Genomic DNA, 15,433 nt, shown 5'->3' with positions numbered 1-15,433 from the left:
GGGATGTCGAGGAGGCATCGCGATCGTAGCGATGGCGACCAGTTGAGCCTCTTCCTTTCGATCCTGCTGTCATCTCTCATCGGGGATGTTGCAGCCCGTTCGTCACGATGCAACCTGCCGCCGCCAGAATTTTCCCCACAGCACTGCTGCTCCTCACGGATCAAAATTCAGTCGCCGGCAAGTCCTCCACATTCGTTTCGGCCCTACGCGCCACCCCATTGCGCTCACGCAACGGGGACCCCGGGGTGCGTCCCTCCTTTCCGATCTGCCGACTATCCCCGCGATCATCGCAATTCGAAAGGAGAAACAACATGCAACAGCTCGCTCAATTCCTCGCCGCCACCGGCCGTCGGCTCCGTACTCTCTGCAAGGTGATCAGCCACTTCTTCCGCAAAGCTCGTGATCAAGATCCCCTTCTTCGTCGAGATCGAAGTGTCCCTCGAGACCGACTGGGACCGGCGTCGATAAAGCGCCCTCTTGGCCCGCTTCGGCGGGCCTTTCCCAACTTGCCACAGAGGCGCGCGGGCGGTAACCGCGTTTGCGCTTTTGTCGAAGCAGATCGAGAAACAGTTCGACAGCTTCCTCTTCCCGCCCGAAATGATGGATCATCATTTGCCCCTTCGCGCCAATGCGGCCCCACTTCCTGAGCAGGCAAACATCGCCAAAGAGGTTCGGTTCGATCGACATGGCGTAGTAGCGTGCCATGTTCTTCGCCACGTCCGTGCGTTCGACATAGAGATGGTAGGGTTGCGCGATCATGAGACCAGAATCGCCGATCGCGGGAATCGCGTCCAACGACACTTATGAATCGGCCGGGGTGGATCGATTCACATCGGTGATGATATCGGAATGTCATGACAGGCTGGGGCGAGACGCCTTCGGCGCACGGCTCTCGCGGTGCTCACGGAGCCCGCACACGGTCTCCGCCCATCGGTGACGATCCTCTCGCGGCTCTCAGTCGCACCATCCGTGTCGAGCGCCGTCCCAGCGCCGGGCGAGGCCCTCGTTGACGAGCGTGTCGCCGAGTGAGTGCCCTGCCCGCGTCACGGTACGGAGCTTGCGGCCATACTTGTCTTCGTCGCGCAACCCGGCCGAAAGCGAAAACTTGCCGGCATTCAGCAGCGCCAGCAGGCGTACTTTCGCGGCCTCGCCCTTGATCCTTTCCGCCTCGCAGCGCGGCGGGCTGAGCTCCGGTGTGTCGATATCCGCGATGCGGATTTTCTCGCCCTCGAACCAGAACGTATCGCCGTCGACGATGCAGTTCACATGGCGATCTGCACCGCAGAATGAAAATGCCGCTGACGATGAATCCCCTGTCGGTGTCCTGGCCGCAGCCACAAGCCCTGAAAGATTATTAATACCTCCGAAGGCAAGCCAGCCTCCCGCAGCAATGATCATGGCGTAGAGGATCGCGATCAGGGGTTTGCGCGGGCGGCTCGGTCCCGATCGGGGTGACTTCCCCTGCCAGCGATGTCGATCGTTCCTGCTGCCGGACTTCCGCGGCTTTCTGAACGGAACCACATTCGATTTCGTCACCTCGGTCCTCTCCTGTTTGCCCCAACCTATCTCGGCTTCGGTTTCATCCGCGTTTATGGGCAAGCGCGTTATCAGACGGTGTGCGGTAGCGAGGCACAGTCGATCCCGCCTCCCCTTCGGGCCACTTTGTTGAGGCTCCTGCGGCTGCGCTATTTCCCGCACCTCGCACGACGAGAATTCCCGAAATCCCGCCTTTTCGTGCGCCGCTCGCGCTGATTTCTCCGATACTCTTCATTTTTCTGGATCGACCTTGCTCACTGCGCTGCGGGCCGGCTCGATCAGAGAGGTTTAGGGTGGGCTTCCAAGCTTGCGAAACCTGTTCGTGCCAACACAAGCTTTCATGTCGTCGCGCCGAAACCAGATCGCGCGGCCGCATCGAAGCGGCGCGTTCCCCGCCGTGAAGACGATCTGGTCGTCAGCGCGCATGCGAAGGACTTCGTGCGGCTGGATCAACGGTCGTGCGGCCAACTGCTTCGACCGCGTCCGCGACGATCCTTTCATCTGCGAACTTCGGCTGACCTGGTCGATCTCGACCGTCGTCATGCCGCAGCGACGCGAGATGTAATCCGCTGTTTCCGGATCGTTGATCGCCGCGAAACTGATCCAGCTCGCGCTCTCGAACCACTTGCTCGCGGCATCGCGGCCGCCGTAGGTTTCCCGCATCTGGCCGATCGACTGGTAGATCATGAGAAGCGTGATGCCATACTTCCGGCCGGCGTCGCGCGCGGTCTCCAGGATCCGCATGTAGCCAAGGCGGGCAACCTCATCGAGGAGGAACAGTGCTCTGCCCTTCATCGAACCATCGCGGTTATAAATCGCATTGAGGAACGAGCCGATGATGACGCGTGCCAGGCCCGCATGCGTCTCCAGGGTCTTGAGATGGATGTTGATGAAGACGTCGGCGTTTCCCGCTGCAAGGTCGCTTGTCGAAAACGTCTTGCCCGAAACCAGCGCGGCGTAGTTCGGATAGGACAGCCAGTGGGTTTCCTTGATCGCATTGGCATAGACGCCGGAGAAGGTCTCCGGGGTCATATTGACGAAGGCCGCGACATTTTCCTTCACGAAATCCGAGTTCGAATTGTCGTAGATCTCCTGCAGGCGCTGACGCAATTGCGGTTCCGGCTCGGAGAGATTGGCGCGCACCTGGCGAAGCGTCTGGCTCTCCTTCTCCGTATGGCCGGACAGGCAAACGTCCGCGATCATCGCGGTGAGCAATTGCAATGCCGAGGCGCGGAAGAAGTCGTCGCGGACGCCACGTGTCCCGCCGCTGTCACTCATGATCCAGGACGCAACGGATGCGATATCCTCCTCCTTGGTGCCGCCGAATTGCCCGATCCAGTCCAGCGCGTTGAAGCCGGTCTCCGGTTTTTTGGGATCGAGGACGAAGACGTCGCGGTCCGCGCCGGTACGATGGGCAGTGACCATCGGCGCCACCTCGTTCGACGGATCGAGCACGATCAGCGAGCTGCCCCATTTCAAAGCGGTCGGGATTGTCACCGACGTCGTCTTGAAACCGCCGGAACCGGCGAACACGATACCATGCGACGAACCGAACGAGCCGTCGAAGCAGAGCAACGGCGGCTTGCCGCCGGCGCCCCATGTTTCGGGATTGTCGGCTCGAAACGAGCGTTCCGCAACGGTGTCCCTATCGACACGGTATTGTTCGCCGAGCACGATACCGCCGGCGTCCGAAAACAGCTTTTCGGCATCGGCAAGCTTCATCCAATCCGCCTCGCCGTACAGCGCTCGCTTGCCACGAACACGCCTTGGCTCGGCACTGGCGAACGCGGCGTTGCCGACGAGCGCAACGCGTTGCGCAAAGCAGGTCGCCATTGCCGCAACCCCCGCTCCGATCAACGTGGCGGGATCGACATAGGCGATAGTGGACTTGCCCACTGGCACCTGGTCCGTGAGTGCCGACAACCGGATCGTTTCGCGAAACGCGGCAATCAGGATCGTCGCCACGCCGCCGGCGACGACGCCCCACCCTGCGGTCTTGACCCTGATCGCGCCGGCGCTCGCGAACAGGAAGACGATGCCGATGAGCGCTGCGGTCAGATAGGGCACAGCGATGCCGGTTCGGCCGAGCGCCTGTCGTGCCGCCTCCGTCTTCCCGAAGGCAGACAGCCAGTGTTCGACCCCCGTGATGGCGACGGCGGCCAGGATCATCAATGCGACGGGCGCGATGAAGAGCATGATCCTATTCATCGCTTTTCCCGAAGGCCTCCGCGCCGATCGCAAGCAGCCGCGATCTTTCCGTGTCGTCGCTTTTCAGGCGCCGGCTCACATCGATGAGGGCGCCCAGCAAAAGCGCCCGCTTCTCGTAGCGAAGACCTGCTTTGACGATCAGGCCGCCGAGTTCGATCTTTTCCCGCGTGTCCTTTTTGCGGGCGTCGGATGTCATCGTGCGCGCCATCCGCTCAAGCCTCAGCAGTCCCGCTCGCAGCCGCGCCAGCCGCGTTCTGCGCGGACGGTGCGCTGCTTTCACCGGCGTTACCTCCCTTGTTCCCTCCGGTCGTAGCCGCCTTTCCTCCGCGAAACCGTTTTGCCAGGTCCTCGAAGGCCGCCTGCAGCTCTGCCTCGTCGACTTCGATCTCGCCGAGACCTGCCTTGAGAGCGATACGGCCGATGCGCTCGGCCTCACGGGTCTCGGCGGCCTTGAGCTGCTCCTGGAGTTTGGCGATTTCGTCGCGGATCTTGGAGGATGGTTTCTTCATTCCGTTTGTCTCCCCCGGGTGAGAAAGCTTGTCTTTCGAACTCAGTTTCAGGGAGGTGAGTGCGGAACGCACTACTGTGAATCCTGCAATCGCCAAAGCGCAAGCTTTGATGAATGATCCCGTCCGTTCCGAAGGGGCGGATCCGAAGGGCGCAATTATACGTCGCTGATGCGACGCTCTTGCTTGAGGCCCTTAGGCCGAGCCTGCCGCTCCCGACGAACCTGTTGATTTCGTTCGCAACCGGGAAAGAATTCCGCCGTGGCCGTCCCCCATTTCTCCGTCAGCGTTGTCGCCCGCGGCTCCGGCCGCAGCGCCGTCCTGTCGGCGGCCTACCGGCATTGCGCGAAGATGGCGTTCGAGCGTGAGGCACGGACCATCGACTATCGCGCCAAACAGGGCCTCCTGCATGAGGAATTCGTGATCCCTGCCGATGCGCCGGAGTGGCTCCGCAGTATGATCGCCGATCGTTCGGTCGCCGGCGCGTCGGAAGCCTTCTGGAACAAGGTGGAGGCATTCGAGAAACGATCCGATGCGCAACTCGCCAAGGATGTGACGATCGCCTTGCCGCTCGAGCTGACTGACCAGCAGAACATCGCGCTGATGCGGGATTTCGTCGAGCAGCACATCAGGTCGAAGGGCATGGTGGCAGACTGGGTCTATCACGACGCGCCCGGCAATCCGCACGTTCATCTGATGACGACGTTGCGGCCGCTGACCGAGGACGGTTTCGGTGCCAAGAAGGTTGCGGTGGTCGGGCCGGACGGCAATGCCGTTCGCAATGATGCCGGCAAGATCGTCTATGAACTCTGGGCCGGCAGCACCGACGACTTCAACAGTTTCCGCGATGGTTGGTTTGCCTGCCAGAACCGGCACCTGGCGCTGGCCGGTCTCGATATCCGAGTGGATGGCCGCTCCTTCGAAAAACAGGGGATCGATCTCAAACCGACTATTCACCTTGGCGTCGGGACCAAAGCGGTCGAGCGCAAAGCCGATAGCGCCTCCAAGCCGTTGGAACTCGAGCGCCTCGAACTGCAGGACGCTCGCAGGGCCGAGAACGCGAGACGAATCGAACGTAATCCGAAGCTCGTGCTCGACCTCATCACGCGTGAGAAGAGCGTCTTCGACGAGCGTGATGTCGCCAAGATCCTGTACCGCTACATCGACGATCCCGCCCTGTTCCAAAGCCTCATGGTCCGGATCATCCTGTACCCCGATACGCTTCGCCTTGAGCGTGAGCGGATCGAATTTGCGTCCGGTTCCCGAATGCCGGCCAAATATACGACCCGCGACATGATCCGCCTCGAAGCCGAGATGGCCAATCGCGTCATCTGGCTGTCTCAGCGTTCGTCGCACGGCGTGCGGGACGCGGTACTCGCCGCAACGTTCAAGCGCCACGACCGGCTGTCGGATGAGCAGAGCACCGCGATCGAGTATGTAGTGGGAGCCGGACGGATCGCTGCCGTTGTCGGCCGCGCCGGCGCTGGTAAGACGACGATGATGAGGGCAGCGCGCGAAGCCTGGGAAGCGGCTGGCTATCGTGTTGTCGGTGGTGCACTTGCCGGCAAGGCGGCCGAGGGTCTGGGGAAGGAAGCCGGGATCGTCTCTCGGACACTCTCGTCCTGGGAGCTCCGTTGGAACCAAGGCCGCGATCAGCTCGACAGCAAGACGGTGTTTGTCCTGGATGAAGCCGGCATGGTGTCGTCGCGGCAGATGGCCCTATTCGTGGAAGCGGTGACGAAGGCCGGCGCCAAGCTCGTTCTCATCGGCGATCCCGAACAGCTTCAACCGATCGAAGCCGGCGCCGCCTTCCGCGCCATTGCAGACCGCATCGGCTATGCGGAACTCGAAACCATCTATCGCCAGCGCGAGCAATGGATGCGCGATGCCTCGCTTGATTTGGCGCGCGGCAAGGTCGGCAAGGCGGTCGACGCCTACCGTGCCAATGGCAAGGTGACCGGCTGGGATTTGAAGGCCGACGCCGTCGACAATCTCATCGCCGCCTGGGACCGCGATTACGATCCGACGAAGACGTCGCTGATCCTTGCCCATTTGCGTCGGGACGTTCACATGCTGAACCAGATGGCGCGCATCAAGCTGATCGAACGCGGGGTTCTCGACAAAGGAACCATGTTCAAGACGGCGGATGGCGATCGCAACTTCGCTGTCGGCGACCAGATCGTATTCCTCAAGAACGAAGGGTCGCTCGGCGTCAAGAACGGCATGCTCGCCAAGGTCGTCGAGACGGCAGCGGGACGCATCACCGCGCAGGTCGGCGATGGCGAGCATGCCCGCCAGGTGCTGGTCGAGCAATGCTTCTACAACAACCTCGACTACGGCTATGCGACCACCATTCACAAGAGCCAGGGCGCGACCGTCGATCGGGTCAAGGTCCTGGCATCGCTGTCGCTTGATCGGCATCTGACCTATGTTGCCATGACGCGTCATCGTGAGGACCTGGCCGTTTACTATGGCCGCAGATCCTTCGCCAAGAACGGTGGTCTGTTCCAGATCCTGTCGCGACGCAATGCGAAGGAAACGACGCTCGACTATGAGAAGGGCGTCTTCTACCGCCAGGCACTTCGCTTTGCCGAGGCGCGCGGTCTCAACATCGTCAGCGTCGCCCGCACGCTGCTTCGCGATCGCCTGGAATGGACCGTCAGACAGAAGGACAAGCTCGCCAATCTTGGTGCGCGCCTTGCCGCCATTGCCGGCAAGCTCGGTCTCGTCCGTGGCGTCTCGCAATCCTCAACCCAAAACACCACCAAGGAGGCAAAGCCCATGGTCTCGGGCGTCACGACTTTCGCCAAATCGTTTGAGCAAGCGGTCGAGGACAAGGTCGTCGCCGATCCGGGGTTGAAGAAGCAGTGGGATGAGGTCTCGACCCGCTTCCACCTCGTCTACGCGCAGCCGGAGAGCGCCTTCAAGGCAATCAACGTCGAAGCGATGCTGAAGGACGAGACTGTCGCGAGATCCACGCTGGCGACGATCGGATCGAACCCTGACCACTTCGGTGGGCTGAAGGGCAAGACCGGGATGTTTGCAAGCCGCGCCGACAAGCAGGAGCGCGAGAAGGCTGAGACCAATGCGCCTGCGCTTGCGCGTAATCTCGAGCGCTATCTGCGGCAGCGGGCTGACGCGGAACGCAAATATGAGTTCGAGGAACGTGCCGTCCGTCTGAAGGTGTCGATCGATATTCCGGCGCTCTCGGTCAACGCAAAACACACTTTCGAACGAGTGCGTGATGCGATCGACCGCAACGACCTGCAAGCCGGTCTCGAATATGCGCTGACCGATAAGAAAGTGAAGCTGGAACTGGACGGATTTGCGCGAGCCGTAGCGGAGCGTTTCGGCGAGCGAACCTTCCTGCCTTTGGCCGCCAAGGACGCCAATGGACAGACGTTCAGCACTGTCACCGGAGGAATGACAGCCGCACAGAAGGCCGAGGTGCAATCGGCATGGAATGCGATGCGGACGATACAGCAGCTGGCTGCGCATGAGCGGACCACCGAGGCGTTGAAACAGGCGGAAACCCTGCGTCAGACGAAGAGCCAGGGGCTCTCTCTCAAATGACGGCGCAAGTCTCTGTACGTTGGTTGGGAAGTGCGCAACGATCGAATGCCGTCGCGCTCTTGCTGGGGGCGGCATCCGTCTTTGGGGGCGGTGTTGCTGCGGCCATCATCGGCGGCTATCGTATCAACCTGACGCCAAGCGAACCCCTCGGCCTCTGGCGTTTCTTTGCGCTCGATCGTCCGGTATCAGCCGGCGATCTCGTCTTCATTTGTCCGCCTGAGACGCCTGTCATGCGAGAGGCGCGAGAGCGTGGCTATCTCCGGGCCGGCATCTGCCCGAGTGGGGTCGCGCCGCTCATCAAGACGGTTGTCGCAGTTGCCGGGCAGCATGTCGAAATCGGCGCCGGCGTGACGATCGATGGGCGCCCGCTCCCGTTTTCCGATTTGGTCGAGCGGGACGGCAGGGGGCGGCCGATGGCCCCCTATTCAGGCGGTGTCGTGCCGGCAGAAAGCGTCTTCCTCCATTCATCGTTCAGGGGCTCCTATGACTCCCGCTATTTCGGTCCCCTGCCCGTGTCCGGCATTCTCGGCCTGGCGCAACCGGTGCTAACCTATGCGCCGTGAATACCTTCGACCGGCATTGTTGATTGCAGCTTCCATCATCGCCGGAACGGTCGCGTGGACTGGCCACGTCCTTCTTCTTCCGACCGCGTTGTCGTTTCCGATCCTCTGGGCGCTTGCGCGATCGAGACTGACGGCGGCGTTTGTTTCGGCCGGTTACTTCCTCGCTGCGTCGCGCGGTCTGCCGCAGGGCGTTGCAACTTTCTATTCGTCGGATCTGTGGCCGGGGTTGCTGCTCTGGCTCAGCGCATCGCTCGGGTTTGTCGGCGTTCACGCGATGCTCTGGACACGATGCGAACCGACGCGACCGTTTCGCTATTTCGCGGCAGTCCTGCTCATGGCCATTCCGCCCTTCGGTATCACCGGTTGGGCACATCCGATCACGGCCGCGGGCGTGCTGTTTCCGGGATGGGGATGGTGGGGATTGCTTGCGGCGACAGCCGGCCTCATGGGCCTCGTAACCCTCATGCGGCCGGCTGTCGCCATTGTCCTGGCAGGCTTTTGGATCTGGTCCGCCGCAACCTGGGACGAACCGAAACTACCGGATTCCTGGCAGGGGATCGACCTCGAAATGGGCGCTTCGCTGGGGCGCGACCCCAGCATTGAGCGCCACCGTGATCTGATTGCCACGGTGAAGGATCGAGCATCCGGCGGCGCCCTGACCATTGTTCTTCCCGAGAGCGCGCTGGGCTTCTTGACGCCGACGGTCGAGCGGCTCTGGGTGCGATCCCTGCAGGGAACTGACACCACCGTCATCGCCGGCGCTGCGGTCGTCGATGCAGGCGGATACGACAATGTGCTGGTCGCCATCTCGGCCGCGGGCGCCCAAATCCTTTATCGCGAGCGGATGCCGGTCCCAGGTTCCATGTGGCAGCCGTGGCGTCCCTTACTTGGGGCAAGCGGCGGCGCGAGGGCGCACTTCTTCGAAAGCCCGGTCGCGACCGTCGCCGACGATCAGATCGCACCGCTGATCTGCTACGAGCAGCTGATCGTCTGGCCCGTTCTCCAATCCATGCTGCGGGGGCCGGACATCATTGTCGCCGTCGGTAACGGCTGGTGGACCAAGGGTACATCCATCGTCGCCATCCAACGCGCCAGTGCGGAAGCCTGGGCGCGTTTGTTCGATAAGCCCCTCCTGATTTCCTTCAACACCTGAATGCCAAGGAGCCCGCGATGCTCGATGCTGCCCTCATCCAACAATGCGCCGCCCCCTCATTGAAGCCGGCGATCGTCGAACAGTTCGTGACCGCCGCGGGCTCGAACGATCCGCTTGCCGTCGCGGTCAAATCGGGTGGTAGATTGATCCTCGTCCCGAAAGCGACGACGCCGGACGAGGCAATGGCAATCGTCCGCCAGTATGTCGGCCAGGCGGTGGTTCGCGTTGGCCTGACGCAGTTCCCGGCGGGTGTCGGCGTCAAGGACGCGTCCGAACTGAAACCTGACCTCGTCGATCCTTGCGAAAACCTCCGCAAGGGAACGACCATGTTTGCCAAGATCCTGCGGATCGTCGCCAAGTGGTACGGCAATCCGAAGAGCGACGATGTCTTCCCGCAGATTTTCGAGGATGCGGTGTATGCCTGGAAGACCGGCGAGTTCGAGGGCGTGAATGTTTTCCAGGCGGACGATCCCGGAAAAAGCGTCATGACCGACAACGTGTTGCTGGCAGACCAGGACAAGGCCGGCGTGGACATACCGCCTGCGGATACAGACGCTGAAAGCGTCGAGAAAAGCGAAAACGTTGGATCGGCCGGGATGCGGATTGACCTGTCGAGGATTGGAGGAAAATGACCCCCTTGGGAAGGCGCTATGCCTCCGGAAGCGAATAGCGCGTGAGAACAGCGTCTTCGCCATCGAGGGTCACTTCGATGACTTCGTTGACCATCCTGCGTGTCTGCCAAATCCTGCAGTATGAGGGCAAACAATTCTCGTTGCTGAGCGGGAAGCACCTGCGGGACAATGATCACCAGGCCCGCATGCAATTCCTCTTTCGCGTACAGCTTCCGGAAGTCGCGGGCATTGTTCGTCACGAAGGTGAAATCCTCCTCGATGATCCGAGGCATAAGGTCCCAGTCGGTTTCGCCGCTCAGTCCCAGCCAGTTCACACGGAAACAATCGTGGCCGCGCGCTTGAGCCACGGCCACGAGAGACGTGTGAAGGCATTCATCGATAAGAAACTTCACGAGGTCGAGCCAGACGGTTTGGAGACGTTCTCGTTCCGAAGGCTCAGGTGCTTCACGGATTTCACCTTCAGGCCCTGCTCCGAAAGCTTCCTCGGGCGTCCTCTGGCGGGATGGGCGGCAACCCAGATCTCGGCAAGTTCCACCATCCGCTCGGTGAGCGAAGGATAGCCCTCGACGATTTCCGCTGTACTTGCGCCTTGGGTCTTCATCGCGGCAATCGTTCGCACGGGGACACGGGTTCCCTTGAAAACCGGCTCGCCCCCCACGACCCCTTTCACGCTTTCAATCATTCGTTCGGCTTCTCGAAGCGCCTCGGCCCGCGCGGCCAGTTGTTTTCGTGCCCGCGCAACGTCGATAATGAGATAATCGTCTGCCCTCACAGTTTCGGCATCAGGGTTCTGATCGATCGTATCGAACAAGCGCTTGCGCCGCTCCGCAGACAAGATCGATCCGACGCCATACCAGAGCTTCAACCGAAGCAGATCCTCATCGGTGAGGGCTCGCCCCCTACTACCAACGAGATGAGTCTCGATGATGCGCTTGTCGATCGCATTGTGCACCGCCTTCACAGCGATCTCGCTGACAGCCGCCGCCTCGGCGCGTCAGCAAGGCGGTTCATTTCTCTGGTGGCCATTTCAGCAGTTCAGACGCCTCTACTTCTAGAACCACTGCCAAGCGATCCACGACGTCGATGCTCGCATTGTAAACGCTGCGCTCCAGAGAACTGATGTAAGTGCGATCGATGCCTGCTCGAAAAGCAAGCTCTTCTTGCGACAGGCCTCTGGCCAGACGCGCGGCTTTCAGATTTCGCGCAAATACCTCTCGAATCTCCATGACCGAGAGACCATCGGCTTGCAGAGTATTTCACCACGGAGTATACTCGACAAATCAATTCTGTGCGTAGAATCAACGTGATGCTGTATCGGCAAATGCTCCTGTTCGTGCGAGGGGTGAAGGGCTCTGAGGCCTCAACTCCCTTCAGGCATCGAACCTAGTATCCAATTGGAAGCGCGTATGAAGCAGACTAAGCCTCAATTCTTGGCGACCGATAAAAAGAAATTGGAGGAGATACGCATGGATGGTGAAAGTTCATCTGAGGCCGAAAGACGGGAAAACCCGTCTCGCTACGATTACATGCAAAAATCGGAGCTGGTGGCACTAGCTGTTTCCGCGATCCACGAACATCGGCAGCTACTTGAAGCCGATCAATCCGTTTATGAGGAGTGGTTGCGCGTGAGCGAAGATCCATCGATCTCGAGTTCGGTTCTGCACACGCTCCAGAATGAGTATCTCAGGCGGCAAAAAAGATCTGAGGAGCAACAAGAGCAGCTTTCGGATATGATTGACGCTCTTGGTTTCGTGCCCGATGTGCCCTACGAGGATCACAACTAAATCTCAGATCAGGCCGCGGTCTTTGGCAATGGCAACGAGTTGCGGCAAAGATTGCGCACCAAGCTTTGCACGCGCTCTATCGAGATAGTGCTGCACGGTCCTTGTGTTGATCCCTGTCAGCGTCGCCGTTTCGAACGCAGTCTTTCCTCTCGTAGCCCAGGTCAGGCAAAGCACTTCCCGCGGCGACAGCACCTGCTTGGGATTGACCGCAGTCTTTGCCCCAATCATCGTCAACCGGTAGTGGACCGTCATTACGATTTGGACCGCCTTTTTGGGGTCCAGCGCGTCCGAGATATCAATGCTTCGCTTTGACGATGCGAAAGTCAACATCATCGCGGATCCATAACTTCCCTCAACGGGGATGGTGACTCCGCAGCGAATGCCGTGATCGATCGCCTCGTCGCGAAACCTCCGAAGAGGTGTAGATCCCCGCGCAGGCCAATCGTCGGCCTTCCAGAAAAATGCGTTCCATCTGCGTTTTGCTTCCGTGACAACCGGATCAATAATGGAATAGTCGCTGCCGAGATAAATGCCTTCCCATGTCCCGGGATATGAGTTGAAGGTTTTCACCTGGAATGCTTCTTTTTGCAGATAGGCGAACCAGTCATATCCACTGGAATGGGCGAAGCTCCTGAGCGCACATTTGACCGTCTGCACGTCGTTTGCTGCTTCCAGCATGTCGATGAGTGAGCGAACTTTTAGATCCACGGCCTCTCTCCTTACCTCGCGATCTGGGGGCGTTTCCTGAGTGAACGATCCACCCACATGCATCCGCATCCCGCGCGGAGGCTGGGGAGCCTGACCCGATCCGGAAATAAAACTCTCAGTACCGCCACATGCAACGCTCACCTTGAACCGCGACATGCTAGGCGCGGTTCTACCCGCTCAGCTGGCCTAAGCTGACCTTTGCCGGGAGTTTATATTTGCAGGTTGCAATGTCAAACCGAAATCAACCTGTGGAAAGAGGGTAGCCCATGCCTGGATCCTTTCTTAGTCGCGATAGGTGGACGGAAAGATGATGTCCTGATCCACAAGAACACTGAATTTATAGCCTGGTCGAATGCGCATCGTCGGCTGCACGCTCAGGTTTTTCGAGATCGTCTCTTCGGCGACGCGTCCAAAGATCTCGGCAAAATTGCGCCTGGCGGCGTCGGAGGCGGTCTCCTGTGTCGCGAGCGTCGAACTCTCCGGCAGGGACATATCGATCCCGGATCCAATCATCGCGATGAGCGCCGCCGATCCGAAGGTTCGCCACAGATGGCGGTCCACCTTGTCCGCGAAGCCCCCATACCCTTCGGCATCTAAACCCGCCATGCCACCGATCTGCAACGTTGAACCGTTTGGAAAAATGAGGTCGGTCCAGACGAGCAGCACCCGGTCCTGACCGAATGTCACCCTCGAATCGTACCGGCCGAACAGCTTGGCGCCTTGCGGAATGAGGAGCCGATGTCCCGTCGCACTGTCATAGACGTTCTGGCTGACCTGCGCGATAACGCGTCCAGGCAGGTCTGAGTTGAGACCGGTGATCAATGTCGCGGGAATGATCGAGCCGCGCTTCAATTCGTAAGGTAACATCTGTGGCACGACCTGGTTCGAAAGGTACCCGAGATGCTTAATATCCTGGTTGAAGAACTCCTCCTTGGAGACCTGACCGTTCTGGTCGGTATCTTGCCCCATGAGCCCGGATCCCATGGCGGCCGCGTACAGGTCCGTAGCGCTGTTTGTGGTCGCCGCCGCGTTCTGTCGGTCGGAACCCACGGCAGTCGGCGTCTCCTCTATGTCCGAGACGTCAACTTTCAGCGGTGAATCGAGCGCCGTCGCGCGGGCCTGAAGGCGCGCCATCCGCTGGCGTTGGGCCTCTCGGATATACTGCTCGTCCTGCTCGCGCTTCAGTCGGGCTTTCCATTCCTCCTCGGATTCGAGACTCGGCCGTCGTTCCTCCCGTTCGGCGGGGCGGCGCTCGACAGCCGGCTCCTGTTTTTCGACCTTCTGCTCAGAGATCGGCGTCGGCTGGAAAACTTCCCGTTCGACTGGCTCGCCAATAATTCCGTCCGTCACACCGCGTTTGAGTTGATCGCCGAAACTGGTGGCGGGCGTATTTGAAGCGCTTTCGATATCAGTGCTGCGGTTGAGATGAAGCCCCCGCCATGACAGGCCGATCACGACGATGCCGATGAAGAGAACGATGACGATGATGGCGACGACGCTCGGCAGGCGATTGACGCGACGCATGCCCTTCTGATCGTCGGTCTGGTTCGGCGCGCCGAGCTGCAGCGACGGGACCATGCTTCTCCTCCGGTCAGTTGCGCTGCATGACCGAAAGAGGGCTTGCCGGCGTGGCGCCGGCAGGCGTCGCCCTGTAGGCTCGGCCAAGGGCAATCGACGGAGTGGAAAGCCGTGCAAACACCTGGCCGTCCAAACGGTCGATCGAGTAGGCAAGTTCGATCGGCTTGGCCTCTTTGCCGACTTTCCCGTCGGTGATGACCGCATAGCCCCAGCCCTTCAACGCCGCCTCGAGCGCGATCCCGAATTCTGACTTGTCCTGCTCCATCTTGATGGTTCTCATTCCGACGGGACCGACCTGTTCGGCAAGGCGGCTTGCCATATCGCCGGCAATGGCGCTTGCAACAGGTCCGGTGACGGAGACAGGAGTGGGGGCGTTCAATGGATCATCAGCCGTCTGGCAGCCGGAAAGAACCGCCGTGGCGAGAATGAAGGGGAGGAGCTTCCGCATTATTCAATCTCCCCTCCGGATAGTGATCTTCTGCTGGCGCCAGCCCACACCCGAAACGAGGATCGCTTTGTCGAGCGCATAGTCGACGATCATCATGTCGTTTTTCATGCGATAGTTGACGATGCGGTTCTGGCCGCCGGAGGTCAGAGCGACCGTCGCGATCCCGCGGAACCGGCGCGTTCCGGTTTCCTTGCCCTTGCGATCCCGCTCATATTCGGTCCAGTCGATTTGGTAGGTCTGGTTCGAGAGTGCCACGATGTTGTTGACCTGGATGGCGACCGTTGCGGTTTTCGCTTTCTCGAAAGGTGAGTTGGTGCGGAACCAGGTATTGATCTTTTCTGTCGACGGATCGGAGGTGCGAAGAAGTGCGTAAGTCCGGTCGATATATTGCTTCTGCACTACAGCGTCGGGCGTAATCGAACGGAAGCTCGTCACGAAATTGCCGAGCGTTGCCCGAACCACCCGCACATCTGCATACTCAATCTGCTCGGGGAAGCCGGCCGAAACGGCCGTTCCGAGCTTGTCGACCTCGACGAGGTAGGGCACGAGCTTGACCTGCGTGCTCAGATACATCGCATAACCGAAGCCGATCACGGCCATGGTCAGGCCCAATATGCCCACGATCCGCCATGCGGCGGCCGCCTGCACATAGGACCCGTATCGTTCCGTCCATTCCTGCCGCGCGGCAAGATATGGGTTCTCGGGGGCGCGGTTCGCTGCCATTGTCCATCACTCTCTGATTGC

14 protein-coding genes and 4 pseudogenes are annotated in these 15,433 nt (G+C 60.3%); 5 read left to right on the top strand and 13 right to left on the bottom strand.

Features of this window, described 5'->3' with window-relative positions; genetic code table 11:
* Positions 1-504 precede the first annotated feature (504 nt).
* From P0086_RS01205 to traC, 5 genes and pseudogenes are all read right to left on the bottom strand, one after another.
* Positions 505-759 (bottom strand): annotated as a pseudogene (locus P0086_RS01205) (WGR domain-containing protein); the annotation flags it as partial.
* Between the two features lie 195 nt (positions 760-954).
* Entirely contained in the window at positions 955-1,536 is a 582-nt protein-coding gene (locus tag P0086_RS01200; protein ID WP_112598190.1) for a thermonuclease family protein, read from the bottom strand.
* A 288-nt stretch (positions 1,537-1,824) separates the two neighbouring features.
* On the bottom strand, positions 1,825-3,744 hold the full coding sequence (gene traG, locus P0086_RS01195) for a Ti-type conjugative transfer system protein TraG (RefSeq protein ID WP_112598107.1): 1,920 nt from the start codon (positions 3,742-3,744) through the stop codon (positions 1,825-1,827).
* Complete coding sequence (locus tag P0086_RS01190; protein WP_112598109.1) at positions 3,737-3,952, bottom strand: type IV conjugative transfer system coupling protein TraD; 216 nt, start codon at positions 3,950-3,952, stop codon at positions 3,737-3,739. The genes traG and P0086_RS01190 overlap by 8 nt, the downstream gene beginning before the upstream one ends.
* 4 nt (positions 3,953-3,956) lie before the next feature.
* Positions 3,957-4,253: a conjugal transfer protein TraC gene (traC, locus tag P0086_RS01185; RefSeq protein ID WP_112598111.1), complete on the bottom strand. Its 297-nt coding sequence runs from the start codon at positions 4,251-4,253 to the stop codon at positions 3,957-3,959.
* 258 nt (positions 4,254-4,511) lie between these two features.
* Here traC and traA point away from each other — a divergent pair, with 258 nt between their 5' ends.
* The 4 genes from traA to P0086_RS01165 are packed head-to-tail and all read left to right on the top strand — an operon-like array spanning position 4,512 to position 10,171.
* Entirely contained in the window at positions 4,512-7,823 is a 3,312-nt protein-coding gene (gene traA / locus P0086_RS01180) for a Ti-type conjugative transfer relaxase TraA (RefSeq protein ID WP_275782131.1), read from the top strand.
* Positions 7,820-8,386 (top strand): conjugative transfer signal peptidase TraF, encoded by a 567-nt coding sequence (gene traF, locus P0086_RS01175; RefSeq protein WP_275782130.1) that lies wholly within the window; start codon positions 7,820-7,822, stop codon positions 8,384-8,386. The genes traA and traF overlap by 4 nt, the downstream gene beginning before the upstream one ends.
* Positions 8,376-9,539 carry a conjugal transfer protein TraB gene (locus tag P0086_RS01170; protein ID WP_275782129.1) on the top strand — a complete coding sequence of 388 codons (1,164 nt, stop codon included), beginning with the start codon at positions 8,376-8,378 and terminating at the stop codon, positions 9,537-9,539. Before traF ends, P0086_RS01170 begins: the two co-directional genes overlap by 11 nt.
* Before the next feature lie 17 nt (positions 9,540-9,556).
* Entirely contained in the window at positions 9,557-10,171 is a 615-nt protein-coding gene (locus tag P0086_RS01165) for a TraH family protein (RefSeq protein ID WP_275782128.1), read from the top strand.
* A gap of 16 nt (positions 10,172-10,187) precedes the next feature.
* Here the strand turns inward: P0086_RS01165 and P0086_RS25260 are convergent.
* The 3 genes and pseudogenes from P0086_RS25260 to P0086_RS01150 all read right to left on the bottom strand — a co-directional run bounded on the left by P0086_RS25260 (position 10,188) and on the right by P0086_RS01150 (position 11,397).
* Positions 10,188-10,563: pseudogene (locus tag P0086_RS25260) on the bottom strand (DUF5615 family PIN-like protein).
* On the bottom strand, positions 10,560-11,132 hold the full coding sequence (locus P0086_RS01155; RefSeq protein ID WP_275782127.1) for a DUF433 domain-containing protein: 573 nt from the start codon (positions 11,130-11,132) through the stop codon (positions 10,560-10,562). The pseudogene P0086_RS25260 and the gene P0086_RS01155 overlap by 4 nt, the downstream one beginning before the upstream one ends.
* A gap of 46 nt (positions 11,133-11,178) precedes the next feature.
* Positions 11,179-11,397, bottom strand: a complete 219-nt coding sequence (locus P0086_RS01150) for a helix-turn-helix transcriptional regulator (RefSeq protein WP_112608256.1) — start codon at positions 11,395-11,397, stop codon at positions 11,179-11,181.
* Between the two features lie 240 nt (positions 11,398-11,637).
* On the opposite strand from P0086_RS01150, the gene P0086_RS01145 reads away from it, so the two are divergent.
* Entirely contained in the window at positions 11,638-11,955 is a 318-nt protein-coding gene (locus P0086_RS01145) for a transcriptional repressor TraM (RefSeq protein ID WP_275782749.1), read from the top strand.
* A gap of 3 nt (positions 11,956-11,958) precedes the next feature.
* Here P0086_RS01145 and P0086_RS01140 read toward each other — a convergent pair whose 3' ends face one another.
* The 5 genes and pseudogenes from P0086_RS01140 to trbF all read right to left on the bottom strand — a co-directional run.
* Positions 11,959-12,663 carry an autoinducer binding domain-containing protein gene (locus P0086_RS01140; protein ID WP_162702297.1) on the bottom strand — a complete coding sequence of 235 codons (705 nt, stop codon included), beginning with the start codon at positions 12,661-12,663 and terminating at the stop codon, positions 11,959-11,961.
* A 282-nt stretch (positions 12,664-12,945) separates the two neighbouring features.
* Positions 12,946-14,241 (bottom strand): IncP-type conjugal transfer protein TrbI, encoded by a 1,296-nt coding sequence (gene trbI / locus P0086_RS01135; protein ID WP_275782126.1) that lies wholly within the window; start codon positions 14,239-14,241, stop codon positions 12,946-12,948.
* Between the two features lie 13 nt (positions 14,242-14,254).
* Entirely contained in the window at positions 14,255-14,689 is a 435-nt protein-coding gene (gene trbH, locus P0086_RS01130) for a conjugal transfer protein TrbH (protein WP_275782125.1), read from the bottom strand.
* A gap of 3 nt (positions 14,690-14,692) precedes the next feature.
* A pseudogene (locus P0086_RS25255) lies at positions 14,693-14,842 on the bottom strand (P-type conjugative transfer protein TrbG); the annotation flags it as partial.
* Positions 14,819-15,412, bottom strand: a pseudogene (trbF, locus tag P0086_RS01125) (conjugal transfer protein TrbF); the annotation flags it as partial. The pseudogenes trbF and P0086_RS25255, both read right to left, overlap by 24 nt.
* Positions 15,413-15,433: the final 21 nt, after the last annotated feature.

The sequence above is a fragment of the Mycoplana sp. MJR14 genome (genome assembly GCF_029210525.1).
Classification (GTDB): Bacteria; Pseudomonadota; Alphaproteobacteria; order Rhizobiales; family Rhizobiaceae; genus Mycoplana.
This window is presented reverse-complemented; position numbering and strand designations above follow the sequence as displayed.